Raw genomic sequence first — 19036 nt, 5'->3', positions numbered from 1 at the left:
CAGGGCCGTGGCGAGCGGATGACTCAGCCTTCCGTTTCCAGGGAGCCATTGACGTCTTTATCGATAGTCGTTATGTTAACGATCATCGATAAGCCACCGCTCGAAAGGGAGCTCTCATGAGTCAGGCACGACTGGCCGCCGTAGACCGCCGCACGCTCTGGGTGATCGTCGGATTGGCGGGATTCGCACTGCTCGTCATTCTCGTGGCCCTTGGCACGGCGATCGTGTCGGCGGCGACAAGGTCGGTGCTGACGATCCCCGGGGCCCTGCTCACCGAGCCCGCGCCGTACGACGTGCTGTCGGGAACCCAGGTGCGCGCCTCGGTCAGCCAGGTCGACGTGATGGTCGCCGAGCCGCCATCCGGGATCAGGAACCTCGTGATCGGTTCAGCCGCAGCATCCGCGCTCCTTCCTCTGAGCATGACGATCGCGATCATCATCCTCGGCCTCACAACAGCCCGCGAGCGGTTCCAGCGCCGCGTCGGCTTCACCTTCGCGGGCCTCTCGGTTGCGGCGTTCGCCGGCACGATCTTCGCGCCGTTCCTGAATGCCGTCGCCGCGACCGAAGCACTCACACTGGGTCCGGCAGGCGATGACGCTCCTTTCGCGTTCACCCTGAGCTCCGACATGCTCGCCGTGCCCACGCTGCTGCTCGTCATCTCTGCCGTGCTGCTGCTGGCGGAGCGGATGCAACGCGACACGGAAGGACTCGTCTGATGAACGCCCCCTCCCCCACCCGCGCACAGCGAAACGAGACCGCTGATCTCGTGACGGTCATCGTGCTCGGCGCGCTCACGACCATCGTCGTCGCCTCAGCCACGGCTACGCGTCTCTGGTCTGCGTTCCGTCCCGACGGTTTCGCTTGGACTCTCGACGTCGACCAGACGCCCGTCGAAACCACGGTCGCCTCCGGATCCGCGTCCGTGAACGGTTACGCGGGCGCGCTTCTGGTGGTCGATCCCGACGTGGCCACGGCGACAGCTGTCGCGGGTGCCGCATCGATTATCGCGTCGGCACTCACGGCGCTGGTGATCGTCGCGGCCGTGATGTTCCTGGCGTGGAGCTTCCTGCGCGGCCGCTTCTTCGTGCGCAGCACCGCACGGACGTTCACCTTGCTCGGCTGGACGCTCGTCATCGGCGGGCTGGTCGTGCTCGGCCTGGAGAATGTGGTGCGCAACGGCATCCTCGCGTCCCTCGGCGTGACAGGCGAGCCACTTCACCCCCTCGCTTTCTGGAACTACGCGCCGGTCTGGCTGATCGGTGTCGCGATGGGCATTCTCGGGGTGGCCTTCCGCCGCGGCATCCGCCTGCAAGAGGACAGCAGAGGACTCGTGTGACCCCCGCGGATTCCGAGGAGGACACGGGCATCCACTGCCGCCTCGACGAGCTGCTCGCCGAGCGCGGCATGACGCTGACAGAACTGAGCGTCCGGGTCGGCGTCAGCATCGTCAACCTCTCGGTGCTGAAGAACGACCGCGCCCGGGCCATCCGCTATTCGACGCTGCGCGCGATCTGCGATGCGCTCGACTGCGAAGTCGGCGACCTGCTCGTGCTCGCGGAGCGCTGAACGTCTCGCGGGCGGCTCGCTCTCAGTACAGCGTGTATCCGCCGTCGACGACGAGCACGGATCCGGTCATGAAACTCGAAGCGTCGCTGGCGAGGAAGACCGCGACCGATCCGATCTCGTCGACCGTCCCGTGCCGCTTCATCGCGGCAGGGGCGATGCACGTGTCGTAGAGCACGGGCTGATCGACCGGCGACATCTCCGTCAGGATGTACCCCGGCGCCATGGCGTTCACGCGGATCCCGTGCGGTGCCCACTCCGCCGCCAGCGCCTTCGTGAGCTGATGCACCGCGGCCTTCGATGCGAGATAGGCCGGCTGCCAGCGCGACAGGTTCACGATCATCGCCGACATCGAGCCGATGTTCACGATCGTGCCGCCGCCACGCTCAGCCATCCGACGTCCCACAGCACGACTGCAACGCCAGACTCCGTTGAGGTTGGTGTCGAGGGTCTGCGTCCAGACGTCGTCCTCGATCTCCAGAGCCGCACCCCCGATCGAGACGCCCGCATTGTTGATGAGAACGTCGACAGCACCGAGGGATGCTTCGACCTCGGCGACCGCGCGCTCAACGCTCTCTGCGTCGGTGACCTCCATCGCAACCCCCATGACGGTGTGGCCTCCTGCAGTGAGTTCTGCGGCAGCATCCGCCGCCCCTTGCACGGTGCGCGCGGTGACCGCGACCTTCGCTCCCGCCTCGGCGAGCGCCTGCGCGATCCCTCGTCCGATTCCCCGGCTGCCGCCGGTGACGAGCGCCACCTTCCCCTCAAGGGAGAACTTCTGCATGACCGACATCGCGCCCACTCTCTTTGACCAGCCCTCAGTATGCCGTCACCCGATCGAGCGGGCGAGATCGTGCGCGGCCGGGGACGGATGGCCGACAGCCAAAGCACGGATGGCGGGAACCGCAACGCACTCACGGGCGTTCTGGCCATTCCACGCCGCCAAACGTGCCAAGCTCCCGCCATCCGTCTCGCCGCCCCAGCACAGCTCCCGCCGTCCCGTCCTCAACCCCCGCCCGCTGACCGCCGGAGTGTCACGCAGCGTCACACTGGGTGTCATCGAGCGTCACACCATTCACGGGAATGAATGACGGTGTCTAGCGTTGAACTCCACGGCGCGCACCCGGCGCGCATCGACGGGAGTCCCCTTGAGCACCACCACCGCCCGCGCCGCCAAGGCGCCCGACACGCGCAGCCCCATCCGCAAGCTGCTGACGTCGTTCGGCTTCCAGATCCTCGCCGCGCTCGTGCTCGGCATCGCCGCCGGCCTCATCGGACGCCAGATCTCCGTCGACGGCTCCGCCACCGTGCTGTCCGACACGCTCGACAAGATCGGCTCGTCCTACGTCACGATCCTTCGCGCGGCTGTCGTTCCGCTGATCTTCACCGCGATCGTCGCGAGCATCTCGAACCTGCGCCGCGTGCAGAACGCCGCGCGCCTTGCAGGTCAGACGCTGCTGTGGTTCGCGATCACCGCGTTCATCGCCGTGTCGATCGGTATCGCCCTCGGTCTCATCATCCAGCCGGGTGCTCGTGCCGGCGAAGGCCTCGAAGCGCCCGCAGAGCCGTCGCGCGTCGGCTCGTGGTGGGACTTCCTGCTCGGCCTCATCCCGCAGAACTTCCTCGGCATCACGGTCAGCACCTACCCGGGCGCCGCTGAGGGCACGTTCTCGTCGAGCGTCGGCTTCAACATCCTCCAGGTCATCGTCGTCGCGACCGTCATCGGCATCGCCGCCCTCAAGGCCGGCAAGAAGGCCGAGCCGTTCCTGGCCTTCACCGAGTCGCTGCTCAAGGTCATCCAGCGCGTGCTGTGGTGGATCATCCGCCTCGCCCCGCTCGGCACCTTCGGCCTCATCGGCTCGGCCGTCATCAAGTACGGCTGGGACAAGCTCGTGGGTCTCGCCTGGTTCGCGATCGCGATCTACGTCGGCCTCGCGCTCGTGCTGTTCGTGGTCTACCCGATCCTCGTGAAGACGCACGGCCTCTCGATCAAGCAGTACTTCTCGGGTGTCTGGCCCGCCGTGCAGCTCGCCTTCGTGAGCCGCTCGTCGATCGGCACGCTGCCCCTGACTGAGCGCGTCACCGAGCGCAACCTCGGCGTGCCCCGCGCCTACGCATCCTTCGCCGTGCCGTTCGGCGCGACGACCAAGATGGATGGTTGCGCCGCGATCTACCCGGCCATCGCCGCGATCTTCGTCGCACAGTTCTTCGGCATCGAGCTGAACTTCGTGCAGTATCTGCTGATCGTGATCGTCTCGGTCGTCGGCTCGGCCGCCACCGCCGGCACCACGGGCGCGATCGTCATGCTCACGCTGACGCTGTCGACCCTGGGTCTGCCGCTCGAGGGCGTCGGCCTGCTGCTCGCGATCGACCCGATCCTCGACATGGGCCGCACCGCGGTCAACGTCGCAGGTCAGGCGCTCATCCCGACGATCGTCGCGAAGCGTGAGGGCATCCTCGATGAGGATCTCTACAACGCTCCTCGCGAGGGCCTGCCGTTCGCAGACGACTCTGGTGATGACAGCGCCGAGGACGACACCACGGCAGCGGATGCGGCGCCCGAGGCATCCGCGGAGCCCGCTCCCACCCGCTGATACCGAGCACTCCCGTCGAGACCCCGCACTGCGTCGCAGTGCGGGGTCTCGTGGTCATGCCGACGTCTCCGGATGGTGTGCCGCGCGCAGCAGACGCCCCACCTCCGTGTCCTCGACTTGGCGGAAGTCGAGATAATGCATCCCGACCGCCATGAATCCGCTCGGCTCCTGCAGGCAGACGATCTCGTCCGCCACGTCACGTAGATCGCGGATCGCCGAGGGCGCACCGACAGGCACGGCGAGCACAACGGATGCTGCACCACGAAGCCGCGCGACCGCGCACCCCGCCCGGGCGGTGGCCCCGGTGGCAACACCGTCGTCCACGATGATCGCCGTGCGCCCCGCCAGCGCAACCGGCGGCCGTGCGCCCCGGAACCGGTCGACGCGTCGCGCGACCTCCGATCGCTCCCGAGCGATCGCGCCCTGCAGCGTGATCTCGTCGATGCGCGCCGCGGCGATGACATCGTCGTTCAACGCCGTCGCACCCTCCTCGCCGACCGCGCCCATCGCCAACTCCGGATGCCACGGCACACCCAGCTTCCGCACGACGAGCACATCCAGCGGCACCCCGAGGCGTGCGGCGATGACGGCCGCGACAGGTACCCCTCCGCGAGGCAATGCCAGCACGACGGCTTCCGGCCGTGCTTGCTCTGCCAGCCGGTCGGCAAGCAGACGACCCGCCTCGTCGCGATCACGAAATCTGTCCACTGCGCTCACCTCGTACTCCAGACCTACTCCGGAGTAGGCGTGTCGTCAACGGGAAAAACGAGTAGCGGCGCGCGCATCCAGCGCCAGCTCTTCGGCATCCATCGCGGCGATCAGCTCGTGCATGACCTCTTCACTCAGCGTGCCTGCGTCGCGTTCCTCCAGCAGCAGCGCACGCCGCACGGACAGCCATCCCTTCATCAGAGGAAGGAACTGCTCGTATGCGATCTGGGCAGGCGCAGCATCAGGGCCGACCGCGTCGGCATCCGATTCGAACTTCACCAGCCGCTTCGCGAACGTGTCGAAAGTACGCAGCTGATCCTCGCCGTATTCGGCGGCCCAGCGGGTGCGCGCCTCCCTCAGGTACGCCTTGCCGACCTCGCGGCTGCGGGCGCGCACCGCCGCGATCTGCCGCTCATCCTCCTTCGCCTCCACGTCGTCGACGACCTCCAGCCGACGGATCATCCAGGGAAGCGTCAGGCCCTGCAGCAGCAGGGTGCCCACCGTGACGACGAAAGCGACCACGACGATCGCATGCTCCGCGTCTCGATCGAGGCCCGCCAGGTCGGCGGCGGCGAGCGCAGTGGCGAGCGTCACGACGCCGCGCATTCCCGCCCAGGAGATCACGGCGTTGTCCCGCCAGGACAGAGCGGACTCGGCGACGAGGGCCTTCAGCTGCTGTTCCGTCCACGCATGACGGCCGCGCTTTCCGGCGCGCCCGCGCCCCTCCGGTGCGGATCGGTGGTGATTCTCCCACCTCCGCACCTTCTGCCGCAGCCACCACTGCCCCCAGGCATGCGCCGGGTACACGAACAGCGGGCGGACGACCAGCACGACCAGCAGCACCCCGATCGCCAGCACGATGACCTCTCCGACCGCGCCGTCGTTGAGATCCGCCAGCACACGAGGCAGCTGGAGTCCGATGTACGCGAAGACGAAGGACTCGAGCAGGAAGTCGGCCGACAGCCACAGGGGCGCCTCCTGCTGACGCGTCAGATAGTCGGTGCGCGGAGCGTTGTAGCCGACGAACAGGCCCATCGCGACGACCGCGAGCACGCCCGATCCGAGCAGGTGCTCCGCGATGCCGTAGGCGCCGAAGGGAGCCAGCAGACCGAACGTGCCGTTGACGACCGGATCACTGACCCTCATCCGCAGCTGATGCAGCACGATCCCGAAGACCACACCGACCGCGACACCGACGACGACCGCAACGAGGAACTGCCAGATCGACTCCCAGAGAGCGAACGATGCCGCACCGACGATCACGCCCGCGAAGACCCGGTACATCGTGAGCGAGGTCGCGTCGTTGATGAGACTCTCCCCCGACAACACGGTCATCACCCGTCGAGGCAAGCCGAGCTTGCGCCCGATGGCGGCGGCGGAGACCGCATCCGGCGGCGCGACGATCGCCCCCAGCAGGAGGGCACCAGGCAGGGTGAGCGACGGCATCAGCCACCAGGCGACGAACCCGACGGCGACCGCGGTGACGACGACGAGGCCGATTCCCAGACGTCGGATCTGCGGAAGACTGCGCGAGAAGCTGACGAACGACACATCCAGCGCCGCCGAGTACAGCAACGGCGGGAGCACGATGTTCAGCAGCACATGCCCGTCGATCGTGATCTCAGGCACGAAGGGAAGAAAGGATGCCGCGAGCGCAACGATCGTCACGAGCAGCGGAGCGGGCCATCCTCGCCAGCGTGCGATCGCCGCCACAGCGACAGCACCGACGACGATGTAGAAGAGGGCGGCGTCCATGCGGCAAGAGTACGCGGCCGACCGCGGGAATTGATGCGACCCCGGGGCGGTTGCTCTGAGGGATGACTGCTCTCACACTCTCTGTTCTCGACCTCGTCCCGGTGCGCACCGGGCAGACCAGCGCGCAGGCCATGGCCGCATCGCTCACGCTGGCGCAGAAGGCGGATGCTCTGGGGTACCGCCGCTACTGGTTCGCCGAGCATCACAACATGCCGGCGGTCGCCTCCACGGCGCCACCCGTGTTGATCGCGGCCGCAGCCATGCGCACCTCTCGCATCCGCGTCGGTTCCGGTGGCGTCATGCTGCCGAACCATGCACCGCTCATCGTCGCCGAGCAGTTCGCTGCACTTGAAGCACTCGCGCCCGGGCGCATCGATCTCGGCATCGGACGCGCCCCCGGCAGCGATCCGGTCATCACCCAGCTTCTGCGCGCATCGGGGACCGCCGGCGACGTGGAGCGATTCCCCTCGCACGTGCAGGACATCGGACTCATGCTGCAGCCGGACGGCGCGACCGTGCAGTTCACGAGCGGCGGCGAGTACTCGGTACACGCGACGCCCGCCGCATCCGGAACCCCTGACATCTGGCTCCTGGGATCCAGCGACTACTCCGCGCAGCTCGCCGCATCGCACGGCCTGCCGTACGTCTTCGCGAACCACTTCTCCGGCGCCGGGCTCGAACGTGCGCTGGATCTCTATCGCAGCGGCTACCGGCCCAGTGAGCAGCATCCAGAGCCTCGCACCTTCCTCACCGCGAACGCTGTCGCTGCACCGACCCGCGACGAAGCCGAAGCTCGAGCGCTGCCGCAGCTGCGCACGATGGTGCGTCTGCGTCGAGGCCTGCCGCTCACTCCCCTGGAGACCGTCGAGCAGGCGCAGGCCGGCGTCGCCGCCGCGGATGCTGCCGCAGATCCGACAACCCTCGCTGCCGCGGGAGCCGGATGGTTCATCGGAACCGGCGCGGAGGTGCGCACGGAGCTCGAAGCCTTCGCCGCGCGCTATGGCGTCGACGAGATCATGATCTCACCGGTGGCGGGGGCGTTCGATACAGAGTCGCTGGACACCGCGTCCGGGCGCCAGCAGACGCTGGAATTGCTGGCTTAGCCCTTCACCGCGCCTCCCAGGCCCGCGGACCGCAGGAACACCGACTGGAACGCGATGAACATCGCGATCGGAATCAGCGTCGCGATCGCAAGCGCGGCGAGAAAGACGTCCAGTTCCGTCTGGGACTGCACCGCGGGTAGCCGAACCGACAGCGGCTGAACAGCTGGATCCGGCAGCACGAGCATCGGCCACAGGTAGTCCTTCCAGGCGGCGATGATGGCGAACACTGACACGACGCCGAGGATCGGCTTCGACATCGGCAGCACGACAGACCAGAACAGTCGCACGGGCCCGGCGCCATCTGTGCGCGCCGCCTCGAAGACCTCCCGTGGCAGCGCATCGAAGAAGCGCTTGACGAGGAGGATGTTGAAGGCGTTCGCCGCCATCGGCAGCCAGACGGCCAAGTAGCTGTTCAACATCGACTGCCCCACCAGCGGCGGGTTCACGATCGTCAGATACAGCGGCACCAGCAGGACGATGCCCGGAATGAACAGAGTCGCCAGCACAAGGCCGTTCAGGATCGGGGCGTACTTCGGGCGCAGCACCGAAAGCCCGTACCCGGCCGTCGTCGCGATGAACAGTTGGAAGAACCAGGCGCCGACGGCGATGACGATCGTGTTCCAGAAGTAGTGCGATATGCCGATGTCGTTCCATGCCGCAGAGAGGTTTGCCCAGTCGATCCCATTCGGCCAGAGCGCGAACGGCTGCGTGAGGGTGTCCAGCGTAGGCGTCACCGCCGACTTCATCAGCCAGAGAATCGGCCCGAGCCCGGCGATCAGCAGCGTCACGACGAGGCACACATGCGTGGCACCCATGCCGATGCGGGTCGTGCGCTTTCGCCGATCGAATCCCGAGACGATCGTACGCTCGGTCTCGTCTGCGGATCTCCGTCGTGCCTGCCGGCGGATGACGACGCTCATGAGCTGCTCCAACGGTTCGTGAGGCGGAAGTAGAGCCAACTGAGCAGGGCAAGCGCGAGGGCGAGCAGCACGGAGACCGCGGTCGCCTCGCCGTACGCACCTCCCAGACTGTTGCGGAAGGCCTTGTCGTAGATGTAGAGCAGGATCGTTCGAGTCGCACCCGCCGGTCCGCCGCCCGTGAACAGGAACGGTTCGAGGAACACCTGCGCGGTCGCGATGATCTGGAGGATCAGCATGATGAAGAGGATGCCCCGCAGCTGTGGCAGGGTGATGTGCCAGACCTTGCGCCAGAGGCCTGCGCCGTCCACCTCGGCGGCGTCATACAGCTCCGGCGGCACTCCGAGCAGCGCGGCAAGATAGATGATGATCGATCCCCCCGCTCCTGCCCAGGTGGCTTCGAGCACGAGAGATGGCATCGCCTGCACCGCGTCCTGGATCCATGGCTGGGGCGGGATACCCACGGCTCCCAGAATCGTGTTGAAGACGCCGTTCGCGTCGGCCGAGTAGAAGAACTTCCAGAGCAGCACCGCGACGACCGGCGGAATGACGACGGGAAGATACGCCAGCGCGGAGTAGAGACCCTTGCCGCGGCGCACCTCGCTCATGAGCACCGCCATGAGCAGAGGAATCGGGAAGCCGAACAGCAGAGCCAGCAGCGCGAACCAGAGCGTGTTGAGCACCGCCTCACCGAGCAGCGGGTCCGACAACACCCGCGCATAGTTGTCGATACCGACCCAGTGCGATGTGATGAGGTTCGTCTTCTGCAGGCTCATCACGACGGACTGCACGATCGGCGACCAGCTGAAGACCGCGAACACGAGGATCATCGGCAGCAGGAACAACAGGTTCCACAGGCCACCGCCGCGGTACCAGGTTTTCGGGCTGCGGCGCACCTTCGGCCGGGGTTCCTGCATCGTCTGCACCGTTTTCGCCGCTGCACGTTCTTCCGACAGAGTCGTCATCTCTCTCCACAGATGGGGTGGGGCCGCCCACAGGATGGGCGGCCCCACGGTTTCACTGGTCCAGAAGCGCCTGAGCGTCAGACTGAGCCTTCTTCAGCAGTGCCGGAATGTCGGCGTCCTGCTGCGTCAGCACGGTCTGCACGACGACGTCGAGAAGCGCGTACACCTCCTGAGTCTTCTTCTTCGCTTCGCCGACCGGCGTCTGCTCCCAGATGCTCTCGGTGAAGGGGGCCATCTGCTCGCGCGGCACGTTGATGAACGGCGCGATCCACTCCAGCGACTGCTCGTACTGCTCGCGACTCAGAACCGGAAGCACCGGGGTACCGACCGCCTGACCCGAATCTGCGAGCGTCTTCGCGTCGGTGATCGCCGCTTCCTCATTCATCAGCTTCTGCATGTAGTACCAGTCGATCCAGGTGACTGCCGCCGCTTTCGTGCGGTCGTCAATCTTGGGACTGATCACGGCGACGTCGCCACCGCCGAGGGTGCCCGGGGCAGCACCCTCGATCGGCACGACGCCGAGGCCGTAGACATCCGGGTCGAGGGCGAAGTCCCGCACCAGCGCTGTGTAGACGTCAGAGCCCGACGTGTACATGCCGACGTTGCCGGCCGCGAACTCCTGGTTGATCGTCCCCCAGTCGAGATCGAACTTCGAGCCGAAGGACTGGTCCTCCCAACGCACATCGTGCAGAAATTCGAGCGCGGCCTTCGTCGCCTCATTGTCGATCGTCGAAGTGGCGCTGCCGTCCTGCGCGTCCGTCTGGGTGCGTCCGCCCCGAGCGATCGTCTGCGCTGTGAGCTGCCAGCCACCGGTGTTGCTCGTGGCCATCTGGACGTACCCGGCCTTGCCGGTCTTCTCGGCGATCTGCTTCGCATACGCGCGCACCTCATCCCAGGTGGTCGGCGGCTTGTCCGGATCGAGGCCGGCCTGTGTGAACAGGTCGCGGTTGTAGTGCAGACCCATCGCGTACGCCTGGCGGGGGAAGCCGTAGAAGTTGCCGTCCGCGCCCGTGACCCCGTCGAGGATGATCGGGTTGAACGCATCTGCATAGCCGAGGCTCTTGACCTCCGCGGTGACATCCATGAGCTGGCCGTTCTCGAGCAGAGTCTTCGTGTCGGTGAACGGCACCGTGAACACATCGGGAAGAGAGCCGCCGGCGAGCTGAACCGCGAACGTCGGCCCTTTCCACTCGTACTCGACTCCGATGATGTCGATTCCGGGGTTGAGCTTCTCGAACTGCTCCTCCTGCGCCGCGAACGCCTCGTACGCGGCCGCATCCGCCCCAGGAGGGAAGGTGGCGACGCGCAGTTGGACCTTGTCGCCCGCCTCGGAGTCCTCTGCTGTTCCGGTACAGCCTGCGACAAGACCGACGACGGCGATCGTCACGGCACCGGAGAGCAGGACCTTTCGTGGTGACCTCATTGTCATACCTTTCGTGTGCGGGAGGCGCGTGAAGCGCGCGCCGGTCATCCCTGTTGGTTGTCGTCCGCGGCTGCGGACGCCAGCTGCAACCACACGGCTGTGTCGCGCGGCAGCAGACGGCTGGAGAGCTCCTCGCTGGCGACGAGCACGGTCGCGTCTCGCGGGAGCAGAACGGGGGCTGCCCCCGTGTTGAGCAGGCAGAGGAAGTCGTCGCCGCGTCGGAAGGCGAGCACTTCCGGGCTGAAGTCCTCCGACCATGCGAAGTCACCCGTGCGCAGGTCCTCGATCCGTCGACGCGCCTGCAGCGTGCGCCGGTAGAGCTCGAGCATCGACCGCGGGTCCTCGCTCTGCACGGCGACGGCGCGCGATGCCCAGTCATCTGGCTGCGGCAGCCAGGGCTCGGCCCCCTCGCCGAAACCGAACGGTGACTCCCACCCCGACCACGGCAGAGGCACCCGGCATCCGTCACGCCCCGGGTCGACCCCACCGGACCGGAAGTGCATCGGGTCCTCGATCCGATCCCGTGGAAGGTCTTCGACCTCGGGGAGGCCCAGTTCGTCGCCCTGGTAGATGTAGAGGCACCCGGGAAGGGCGGCCACCACCAGACTCACCGCGCGCGCACGGCGCGTGCCCAGGACAAGGTCCGTCGGCGTGCCGAACCGCTTGTCCAGGAAGGCGAATCCGGTCTTCTCGCGACCGTAGCGGGTGACCGGTCGTGTGACGTCGTGGTTGGAAAGCACCCACGTGCAGGGCGCCGCGACCGAGGCGTGCGCGCGCAGTGTCTGATCGATCGAGGCTCGAAAGGACTCCGCACCATAGGGGCGAGTCATGAAATCGAAGTTGAAGGCCGTGTGAAGCTCATCGGGGCGAAGGTACGCCGCGAAACGCTCGGCATCTTCGAGCCAGAGTTCTCCGACGAGCACGCGCGGCTCGACATAGCCGTCGGCGATCGCGCGCCAGGAGCGATAGATCTCGTGCAGCTCGTCACGGTCCTGGGTGGGATGGGTGCGGTCCGGATTCTGACCCACTTCGGACAGCGCCGGATCCTTCACCAGCAATGCCGCGGAATCGATACGCACTCCGGCGACACCACGATCGAACCAGAACCGCAGGATGTCCTCGTGCTCGCGGCGCACATCTTCGTGGTTCCAGTTGAGATCGGGCTGCTCGGGAGTGAAGAGATGCAGATACCACTCCCCGGGACGGCCGTCATCCTGGGTTGTACGGGTCCAGGTCGTTCCCTGGAAGCTGGACACCCAGTTCGTCGGGATGGTCGCGCCGTCCCCGCCCTTGCCCGCATGAAACCAGAACCGCTCACGGGCCGGGTCGCCCGGCTCGGCGGCGATCGCCTCGCGGAACCACGGATGCTGATCGCTGACGTGATTGGGAACGATGTCGATGATCGTGCGAATGCCGTAGGCGCGGGCTTCATTGATCAGCTCCTCCGCCTCGGCCAGCGTGCCGAACCACGGGTGGATGTCGCGATAGTCCGAGATGTCGTAGCCGCCATCCGCGAAAGGCGACGGGTACCACGGGTTGAACCAGAGCGCGTCGACTCCGAGCTCAGCCAGGTACGGAAGGCGCTCACGCACCCCGCGCAGATCGCCGATTCCGTCGGCGTTCCCGTCTGCGAAGCTGCGGACGTAGATCTGGTAGATCGCCGCGGACCGCCACCACGTCGAATCCTGCGCGACCTGCGCGGTCGACTCCTGCGTGCGGACGCCTATGTCCATCGTTCTCCGTCATTCCCTCGGCGCGACTCGCCGATGCGATGACTGTAGCTTTATGAACCTTGTTAAGCAACAACTCAATAGAACTTTGCAAAAACTTGACAAATGAAGATCCACGAACGCGGCGCGGCGATGGAACGCGCAATACCGGACGGGCGTTCTCAGCCCACCTAAGCGCGGTGCGCTCCGAGTGCCTGCCTCGCCCCTGCGATCAGGCGGTCAGGGGTGCCGTGGAACCGCGCAGCACGAGCTCCGGTTCGAAGAGCAACTCGTCCCCTGCATCAGAGGTTCCGGCGATCTGAGCCATCAGTAACTCCACCGCCGCGCGCCCCATCGCCTCGATCGGCTGGCGAACCGTCGTCAGCGGCGGCTCCGTGCAGCTCATCAGCGCCGAGTCGTCGAAACCCACAACCGAGAGATCCTCCGGCACGGTGAGCCCGCGACGGCGTGCGGCCCGGATAGCGCCGAGTGCGAGCGGGTCGCTGGCGCAGACGATCGCGGTGGCCCCACGATCGATGAGCTTCGTCGCGCCCGCCTGCCCCGCCTCCAGCGTGTACAGCGCATGGACGACGAGGTCGTCGTCCAGGTCCGCACCCTGCCGCGCCAGCAGGCGGCGCGCGGACTCCAGCTTCCGTCGCGACGGAATGTGATCTGTCGGCCCGAGGAGCATCCCGATCCTGCGATGACCGAGCTGACGCAGATGCGAGACCGCTTGCTCTCCCGCAGCCAGGTCGTCGGTGGCCACCGTCTGCACGCGCAGCGAATCCACTCGCGCATTGACGAAGACCGTCGGCAGATTCACCTGGCGCAGTCGCTCGTAGTGCTCATGGGGGGCGTCCTCCTGGGTGTAAAGACCGCCGAGGAAGATGACGCCCGAGACATGCTGCGAGAGAAGCAGGTCCACATAGTCGGCTTCGGTGATCCCGCCCGCGTTCTGTGTGCAGAGCACCGGGGTGTACCCGTTCTGCGCGAGCCCGCCTCCGACGATCTCGGCGAGTGCCGGAAAGATGGGGTTGGTCAGTTCGGGAGCGACCAGACCGACGAGGCGGGCACGTTCGCCGCGCAGCTTCGTGGGGCGTTCATAGCCGAGAACGTCGAGAGCAGTGAGCACGGCCTGACGCGTCGCGTCCGAAACACCGGGTTTCTCGTTGAGCACCCGCGAGACGGTTGCTTCGCTCACGCCCACCTTGCGGGCGACCTCGACCAGACGCTTCGTCATCCGACCATCATACGCAAGCCACTTGCGTGATCGCGCAAGAAGATGACAGGCGGCGCGTTGTTCCGGGCGACTCTCAGGCCTCGGGCTCGCCGCTGAGCAGGCCGCGGATCCAGTCGCGGGCCTCGACGAAGATGTCGTCCGCGTAGCGTTCCGGGTACTGCACGATGCGGCGGTCGGCACGCGGGTACGAGCCGAGGAACACCACCCGCGGGCTGAACCGGCGGATGCCGAGAAGTGCGTCGTACATGCGCTCGTCGTGGATGTGTCCGTCGGCGTCGATGACGAAGCGGTAGCGTCCGAGCTCGTCGCCGATGGGACGCGATTGGATCGCCGAGAGGTTGATGCCCCGGGTGGAGAACTGCTCCAGCATCTCAAGCAGCGCACCGGGCTGGTCGACGGGCAGCTCGATGATGAGCGAGGTCTTATCGGCGCCGGTGGGCGCGGGCGGCACCGTCGTCGGCGTGACGAGCACGAAGCGGGTCACGGCGTTGTCGTTGTCGCCGATCTGCTCCGCGAGAACCTCGACGTCCTGGTGCTGCACGACACCGGGTGCCGCGATCGCGGCCTGTGCGGGCAGCGATCCGTCAAGCACTCCGAGCGCTGAGGCGACGTTGCTCGCCGCGGGCACATGCGCATGACGCGGAAGGTGCTCGCCGAGCCATCCGTGGCACTGCGCGTAGGCGACAGGATGCGCGGCAACGACCTGGACGTCTTCGAGCCGGATGCCGGGGCGCCCCACGAGCACGAAGTTCACCGCGACGAGGTACTCCCCCGCGATGCGCAAACCGGGAAGGGTCGCAAGTGCATCGAGCGTGGTGGACACTCCGCCCTCGATCGAGTTCTCGATCGCGATCATCGCGGCGTCACTGCGACCTTCGAGCACGTCGGCGAGCGCTTCGCCCACGTTGTGCACGGGGTTCCAGACCTGGCCGCGGGCTTCGGGCACCTGTGCCAGAGCCGCTTCCGTGAAGGTGCCCGCAGGGCCGAGGTAGCTGTAGGTGCGGCGTTCAGTCACGGCGTTCAGCCTATCGGCGGATGCCACGTGAGGACGCATGAGATGCGACATGCAGACGCGCGGGGCACACTAGAACCATGACGAGCCGTGCTGGCCTCCCCGCTGAGGCGTCTGATCTGATCGATGTCGACGAACTGATCGCCGCCTACTACGACCGCGTGCCGAATCCCGAGGTCACCGCAGAGCGCGTCGCCTTCGGCACAAGCGGGCACCGCGGCTCCTCGCTGTCAGGCAGCTTCAACGAGCAGCACATCCTCGCGACGACGCAGGCGATCGTCGACTACCGCCGCGCGCAGGGACTCACCGGCCCCGTCTTCCTCGGCCGCGACACGCATGCGCTCTCGCGCCCTGCCGAGCGCAGCGCGATCGAGGTGCTCGTCGCGAACGGTGTCGAGGTGCTGGTCGACTCGCGCGACGCGTGGGTGCCGACGCCGGCGCTGAGCCACGCGATCCTCACGTTCAACCGCGCGCTCGCGCCGGATGCTGCGGGCCGCGCGGACGGCATCGTCGTGACGCCCTCGCACAACCCGCCCCGTGATGGCGGATTCAAGTACAACCCGCCGCACGGCGGCCCTGCCGACACGGATGCCACGGGCTGGATCGCGGCCCGCGCGAATGAGCTCATCGAGGCGGGCCTGGACGGCGTGCAGCGGGTGCGCTTCGCCGACATCGACCGTGACCGCATCGGCGCCTACGACTTCCGCGACAGCTATGTGCGCGATCTGCCGTCGATCATCGACATCGATGCGATCAAGCGTTCCGGGATCCGCATCGGCGCCGACCCCATGGGTGGCGCCGCGGTGGACTACTGGGCGCGTATCGGCGAGCTGTTCGGCCTGGAGCTCACGGTCGTGAACCCGGAGGTCGACCCGACCTGGCGGTTCATGACGCTGGACTGGGACGAGAAGATCCGCATGGATCCGTCGTCGGTGCACGCGATGGCGTCGCTGGTCGCGAAGAAGGGCTCGTTCGACGTGCTCGTCGGCAACGATGCGGATGCCGACCGCCACGGCATCGTCACCCCGGACGCCGGACTCATGAACCCGAACCACTACCTCGCGGTCGCGATCGACTATCTCTTCTCGCACCGTCCGGACTGGGCACGGGACGCCGCGATCGGCAAGACGCTCGTCTCATCGATGATCATCGACCGCGTCGCCGAGTCGCTGGGTCGACGTCTGCTGGAAGTTCCCGTGGGCTTCAAGTGGTTCGTCCCCGGCCTGCTCGACGGCACGGTCGCGTTCGGCGGCGAGGAGTCCGCGGGCGCCTCGTTCCTGCGCATGGACGGCACGTCATGGTCGACCGACAAGGACGGCATCCTGCTGTGTCTGCTCGCCGCCGAGATCACCGCGGTGACCGGCAAGAGCCCGTCCGAGCGCTACCGCGAACTGGAAGCGGCGTTCGGGGCATCCGTCTATCAGCGCATCGACGCGCCGGCGACGCCGGAGCAGAAGGCGACGCTCGGCAAGTTGGCTCCGGATGCGGTCAGCGCGACCGAGCTTGCCGGTGAGCCGATCATCGCGAAGCTGTCGCACGCTCCCGGCAACGGCGCGGCGATCGGGGGGCTGAAGGTGCAGACTGAGCACGCCTGGTTCGCCGCGCGCCCCTCGGGCACGGAAGACGTCTACAAGCTGTACGCCGAGAGCCTGCTCGGCCCGGAGCACCTGGCGCAGGTGCAGGACGAGGCGCGGGCGGTCGTCAGCGCGGCCCTCGGGGGCTGACCACGAGGCCCGTCCGTCGGGTACGGATGCACAACGCGGATACGGATGATGCATCCGCCCGGAGCGTCGTGCAGGTGCGCCCGGAGCGTCGTGCAGGTGGTCCTGCGGACTCAGCGCATGGATGAGGCGAGCGACGCCCCCGCCTCGTGCAGGTGGCGCGCGGGGTCGGCGATCGCCGCGTCGGCGCTACCGGCCAGCACGGTCAACGAGATCGCGGAGGCGAACGCCGTGGCATCCGCATCCGCCGCGATACGCCCCGCGACAAGGGCGATCGGCACGCCGTGCGCCTGCGCCCGTTCGGCGACAAGCGAAGGCACCTTGCCTTCCTCAGACTGTCCGTCGAAGGAACCCTCACCCGTGACGACGAGGTCGGCATCGGTGATCGCCTCGTCGAGGCGGATGAGTGCGGCGACCTCGGGGGCTCCGGACACGAGCTTCGCCCCCCAGGCGTGCAGCGCGAGTCCGGCGCCGCCGGCAGCGCCGGTGCGAGGCGTGGCCGGGTCAACGCCCAGAAGCTTCGCCAACCGCACGAGCGCCGCATCGACCGCGGCGATATCGGCGGCGTCCCTGAGCCCCTTCTGCGGGCCGAAGACCGCGGCGGCCCCGGCGGGCCCCACGAGCGGACTCAGCACATCCGTCAGCACGAGCGCCTCGATCGGTGAGCGGAGGCCGGAGAGATCGATGCGGGCCAGCTCGCCGAGACCCCGGGCGCCGCGGGCGATCGGCTGGCCTGCGGCGTCGAGGAACTGCGCGCCGAGTGCCGTCAGCAGACCGGTGCCGCCGTCCGTTGACGCGCTCGAGCCGATCCCGAGCACGAGCCGAGAGACCCCGTGATCGAGCGCCGCGGCGATCGCCTGCCCGAACCCCGTCGTGTCGGCATCCCACGGACGCAACTCGTCGAGCAGCTCGATCCCCGAGGTCGATGCAAGATCGATGACAGCGGTTCCCTCTGGCGCATCCGGTGTCGCAGGGAGCAGGAGCCAGGATGCCTCGACGCGACGACCCGCCGGGCCGTCGACCGTCACCGGCATCAGCCGCGCATCCGGCACCGCGCTCGCGAACGCCGCCACCGTGCCTTCGCCCCCGTCTGCCATCGGCCGCGGAACCACATCGATCGACGGATCGACATCGTGGATGCCCGCCGCGAGCGCGACTGAGGCTTCCGCTGCCGTGATGGAGCCCTTGAAGCTGTCGAGGGCGAGGACGATGCGGGTCATGCAGACTCCCGTGTGGCGGGTCGGGGTGGTGTGCTCTCGCGCACGACCACGTCGAGCGCGAGGTCGCCCGGCGTCCAGTCCTCGTCCACGACCGCACGGAACGCTTCGTGCCCGACATCACTCAGAGGCACGTGGACAGTGGTGAGCGGCGGTGTGACGTCGCTGCTCGACGGGACATCATCGAAGCCGCAGACCGCGATGTCGTGGCCGATCTCGCGTCCGGCGGCGCGGATGGCCGACATCGCACCGATCGCCACCACGTCACTCAGCGCGAACACGAGGGTGCCTGCCTCGACGCCGTCCTGCAGGGCGGAGGACATCATCTCGGCTCCGGACTCCTGCCGGAAGTCGCCCCGGTACACCCGGTCGACGACGCCGTCGCGGTCTGCGAAGCCGCGCCGGAAGCCCGCGAGACGCTCATCGGAGGTGTGCACGCCGTCGTCGGCCGCGAGAGCGATCGCGCGACGATAGCCGAGCTCGGCCATCTGGCGTCCGAGCATCTCGGCTCCGCCCCGGTTGTCGATCTCGATACCGCGCGTGTCCGGCCCCGCGGCACCGAGGACGACGACGCGTCCGCCGGTGCGCGCGAACTCGGCGATCTCGTGCCGGGTGTCGCTTTCGGATGCGTCAGCGGCGCGGGACGCCGCGAGAATGAGCCCCTTGGGACGCTGGCCGCGCAGGGCACGCAGAGTGCGCGCCTCCCGGGCAGGGTCGCGCTCGGTGACGGAGATGGTGACGATGAGTCCGTGCTCGTCTGCACCCCGTGCCACCCCGCTCGCGATGAGACCGAAGTAGGGGTCGGCGATGTCCGCGACGAGGAGCGCGATGACGGGCGAGGTGCCGCGGGCGATGGCCTGCGCGGAGACGTTCGTCGAGTAGCCGAGTTCTGCAGCAGCCCGCTCGACGCGCTCGCGGTAGGAATCCGCGACCTTGCGGGTCGATCCGTTGAGCACCCGGGAGGCTGTCGCGAGCGAGACGCCCGCCACTCGAGCGACGTCCTCGAGTGTCGGGAGTCCGGTCGTCTCCGGCGCCCGTCGCGTTGGTGCCGGTGGTGCGGAGGGGTCAGGCCGGGTCATGTTCCGACCCTATCCGGCGCCATCCCCGGA

Annotated in this window: 17 protein-coding genes; 6 read left to right on the top strand and 11 right to left on the bottom strand. The window is 67.6% G+C overall.

Features of this window, described 5'->3' with window-relative positions:
* Positions 1–116 precede the first annotated feature (116 nt).
* From AC1REM_RS05685 to AC1REM_RS05675, 3 genes are read left to right on the top strand one after another with little or no spacing between them, the layout of a single operon-like run.
* Entirely contained in the window at positions 117–716 is a 600-nt protein-coding gene (locus AC1REM_RS05685; protein ID WP_492513756.1) for a hypothetical protein, read from the top strand.
* Complete coding sequence (locus tag AC1REM_RS05680; protein ID WP_492513755.1) at positions 716–1336, top strand: hypothetical protein; 621 nt, start codon at positions 716–718, stop codon at positions 1334–1336. Before AC1REM_RS05685 ends, AC1REM_RS05680 begins: the two co-directional genes overlap by 1 nt.
* A complete protein-coding gene (locus AC1REM_RS05675; RefSeq protein ID WP_492513754.1) occupies positions 1333–1566 on the top strand; it encodes a helix-turn-helix domain-containing protein in 234 nt (77 codons plus the stop codon). The genes AC1REM_RS05680 and AC1REM_RS05675 overlap by 4 nt, the downstream gene beginning before the upstream one ends.
* A gap of 22 nt (positions 1567–1588) precedes the next feature.
* Here AC1REM_RS05675 and AC1REM_RS05670 read toward each other — a convergent pair whose 3' ends face one another.
* Positions 1589–2356 (bottom strand): SDR family NAD(P)-dependent oxidoreductase, encoded by a 768-nt coding sequence (locus tag AC1REM_RS05670; RefSeq protein ID WP_492513753.1) that lies wholly within the window; start codon positions 2354–2356, stop codon positions 1589–1591.
* Positions 2357–2711: 355 nt separating this feature from the next.
* On the opposite strand from AC1REM_RS05670, the gene AC1REM_RS05665 reads away from it, so the two are divergent.
* Positions 2712–4157 carry a dicarboxylate/amino acid:cation symporter gene (locus tag AC1REM_RS05665; protein WP_492513752.1) on the top strand — a complete coding sequence of 482 codons (1446 nt, stop codon included), beginning with the start codon at positions 2712–2714 and terminating at the stop codon, positions 4155–4157.
* Between the two features lie 54 nt (positions 4158–4211).
* Here AC1REM_RS05665 and AC1REM_RS05660 read toward each other — a convergent pair whose 3' ends face one another.
* Positions 4212–4865 (bottom strand): phosphoribosyltransferase, encoded by a 654-nt coding sequence (locus AC1REM_RS05660; RefSeq protein ID WP_492513751.1) that lies wholly within the window; start codon positions 4863–4865, stop codon positions 4212–4214.
* 45 nt (positions 4866–4910) lie between these two features.
* A complete protein-coding gene (locus AC1REM_RS05655; protein WP_492513750.1) occupies positions 4911–6620 on the bottom strand; it encodes a cation:proton antiporter in 1710 nt (569 codons plus the stop codon).
* A gap of 62 nt (positions 6621–6682) precedes the next feature.
* Between AC1REM_RS05655 and AC1REM_RS05650 the strand changes: the two genes are divergently transcribed.
* A complete protein-coding gene (locus tag AC1REM_RS05650; protein ID WP_492513749.1) occupies positions 6683–7723 on the top strand; it encodes an LLM class flavin-dependent oxidoreductase in 1041 nt (346 codons plus the stop codon).
* Here the strand turns inward: AC1REM_RS05650 and AC1REM_RS05645 are convergent.
* The 6 genes from AC1REM_RS05645 to pheA form a co-directional block, all read right to left on the bottom strand.
* The gene (locus AC1REM_RS05645) at positions 7720–8643 is read right to left on the bottom strand and encodes a carbohydrate ABC transporter permease (protein WP_492513748.1); all 924 of its coding nucleotides are present in this window, start codon (positions 8641–8643) and stop codon (positions 7720–7722) included. The genes AC1REM_RS05650 and AC1REM_RS05645 overlap by 4 nt on opposite strands.
* Positions 8640–9605, bottom strand: coding sequence for a carbohydrate ABC transporter permease (locus AC1REM_RS05640; RefSeq protein WP_492513747.1), 966 nt, complete (start codon positions 9603–9605; stop codon positions 8640–8642). Before AC1REM_RS05640 ends, AC1REM_RS05645 begins: the two co-directional genes overlap by 4 nt.
* 52 nt (positions 9606–9657) lie before the next feature.
* A complete protein-coding gene (locus tag AC1REM_RS05635; RefSeq protein ID WP_492513746.1) occupies positions 9658–11028 on the bottom strand; it encodes an ABC transporter substrate-binding protein in 1371 nt (456 codons plus the stop codon).
* 44 nt (positions 11029–11072) lie between these two features.
* On the bottom strand, positions 11073–12761 hold the full coding sequence (locus AC1REM_RS05630; RefSeq protein ID WP_492513745.1) for a glycoside hydrolase family 13 protein: 1689 nt from the start codon (positions 12759–12761) through the stop codon (positions 11073–11075).
* Positions 12762–12969: 208 nt separating this feature from the next.
* Complete coding sequence (locus tag AC1REM_RS05625; protein ID WP_492513744.1) at positions 12970–13977, bottom strand: LacI family DNA-binding transcriptional regulator; 1008 nt, start codon at positions 13975–13977, stop codon at positions 12970–12972.
* 73 nt (positions 13978–14050) lie between these two features.
* A complete protein-coding gene (gene pheA, locus AC1REM_RS05620) occupies positions 14051–15031 on the bottom strand; it encodes a prephenate dehydratase (RefSeq protein ID WP_492513743.1) in 981 nt (326 codons plus the stop codon).
* Between the two features lie 38 nt (positions 15032–15069).
* Between pheA and pgm the strand changes: the two genes are divergently transcribed.
* Positions 15070–16713, top strand: a complete 1644-nt coding sequence (gene pgm / locus AC1REM_RS05615; RefSeq protein ID WP_492513742.1) for a phosphoglucomutase (alpha-D-glucose-1,6-bisphosphate-dependent) — start codon at positions 15070–15072, stop codon at positions 16711–16713.
* A 110-nt stretch (positions 16714–16823) separates the two neighbouring features.
* Here the strand turns inward: pgm and AC1REM_RS05610 are convergent, their stop codons facing one another.
* Together AC1REM_RS05610 and AC1REM_RS05605 are read right to left on the bottom strand one after the other, a co-directional pair.
* Positions 16824–17930: a glycerate kinase gene (locus tag AC1REM_RS05610; protein ID WP_492513741.1), complete on the bottom strand. Its 1107-nt coding sequence runs from the start codon at positions 17928–17930 to the stop codon at positions 16824–16826.
* Positions 17927–19006, bottom strand: coding sequence for a LacI family DNA-binding transcriptional regulator (locus tag AC1REM_RS05605; RefSeq protein ID WP_492513740.1), 1080 nt, complete (start codon positions 19004–19006; stop codon positions 17927–17929). The genes AC1REM_RS05610 and AC1REM_RS05605 overlap by 4 nt, the downstream gene beginning before the upstream one ends.
* Between the last annotated feature and the right edge of the window lie 30 nt (positions 19007–19036).

Source organism: Microbacterium sp. GW823-FHT02G05, assembly GCF_058797175.1.
This window is presented reverse-complemented; position numbering and strand designations above follow the sequence as displayed.

What these genes read in the sequence shown, in the direction of transcription:
- AC1REM_RS05685 (WP_492513756.1), top strand. Translation starts at nt 117, where the DNA reads ATGAGTCAGGCACGACTGGCCGCCGTAGACCGCCGCACGCTCTGGGTG.
- AC1REM_RS05680 (WP_492513755.1), top strand. Translation starts at nt 716, where the DNA reads ATGAACGCCCCCTCCCCCACCCGCGCACAGCGAAACGAGACCGCTGAT.
- AC1REM_RS05670 (WP_492513753.1), bottom strand. Translation starts at nt 2,356, where the DNA reads ATGTCGGTCATGCAGAAGTTCTCCCTTGAGGGGAAGGTGGCGCTCGTC.
- AC1REM_RS05655 (WP_492513750.1), bottom strand. Translation starts at nt 6,620, where the DNA reads ATGGACGCCGCCCTCTTCTACATCGTCGTCGGTGCTGTCGCTGTGGCG.
- AC1REM_RS05650 (WP_492513749.1), top strand. Translation starts at nt 6,683, where the DNA reads ATGACTGCTCTCACACTCTCTGTTCTCGACCTCGTCCCGGTGCGCACC.
- AC1REM_RS05645 (WP_492513748.1), bottom strand. Translation starts at nt 8,643, where the DNA reads ATGAGCGTCGTCATCCGCCGGCAGGCACGACGGAGATCCGCAGACGAG.
- AC1REM_RS05640 (WP_492513747.1), bottom strand. Translation starts at nt 9,605, where the DNA reads ATGACGACTCTGTCGGAAGAACGTGCAGCGGCGAAAACGGTGCAGACG.
- AC1REM_RS05635 (WP_492513746.1), bottom strand. Translation starts at nt 11,028, where the DNA reads ATGAGGTCACCACGAAAGGTCCTGCTCTCCGGTGCCGTGACGATCGCC.
- AC1REM_RS05630 (WP_492513745.1), bottom strand. Translation starts at nt 12,761, where the DNA reads ATGGACATAGGCGTCCGCACGCAGGAGTCGACCGCGCAGGTCGCGCAG.
- AC1REM_RS05625 (WP_492513744.1), bottom strand. Translation starts at nt 13,977, where the DNA reads ATGACGAAGCGTCTGGTCGAGGTCGCCCGCAAGGTGGGCGTGAGCGAA.
- pheA (WP_492513743.1), bottom strand. Translation starts at nt 15,031, where the DNA reads ATGCGTCCTCACGTGGCATCCGCCGATAGGCTGAACGCCGTGACTGAA.
- pgm (WP_492513742.1), top strand. Translation starts at nt 15,070, where the DNA reads ATGACGAGCCGTGCTGGCCTCCCCGCTGAGGCGTCTGATCTGATCGAT.
- AC1REM_RS05610 (WP_492513741.1), bottom strand. Translation starts at nt 17,930, where the DNA reads ATGACCCGCATCGTCCTCGCCCTCGACAGCTTCAAGGGCTCCATCACG.
- AC1REM_RS05605 (WP_492513740.1), bottom strand. Translation starts at nt 19,006, where the DNA reads ATGACCCGGCCTGACCCCTCCGCACCACCGGCACCAACGCGACGGGCG.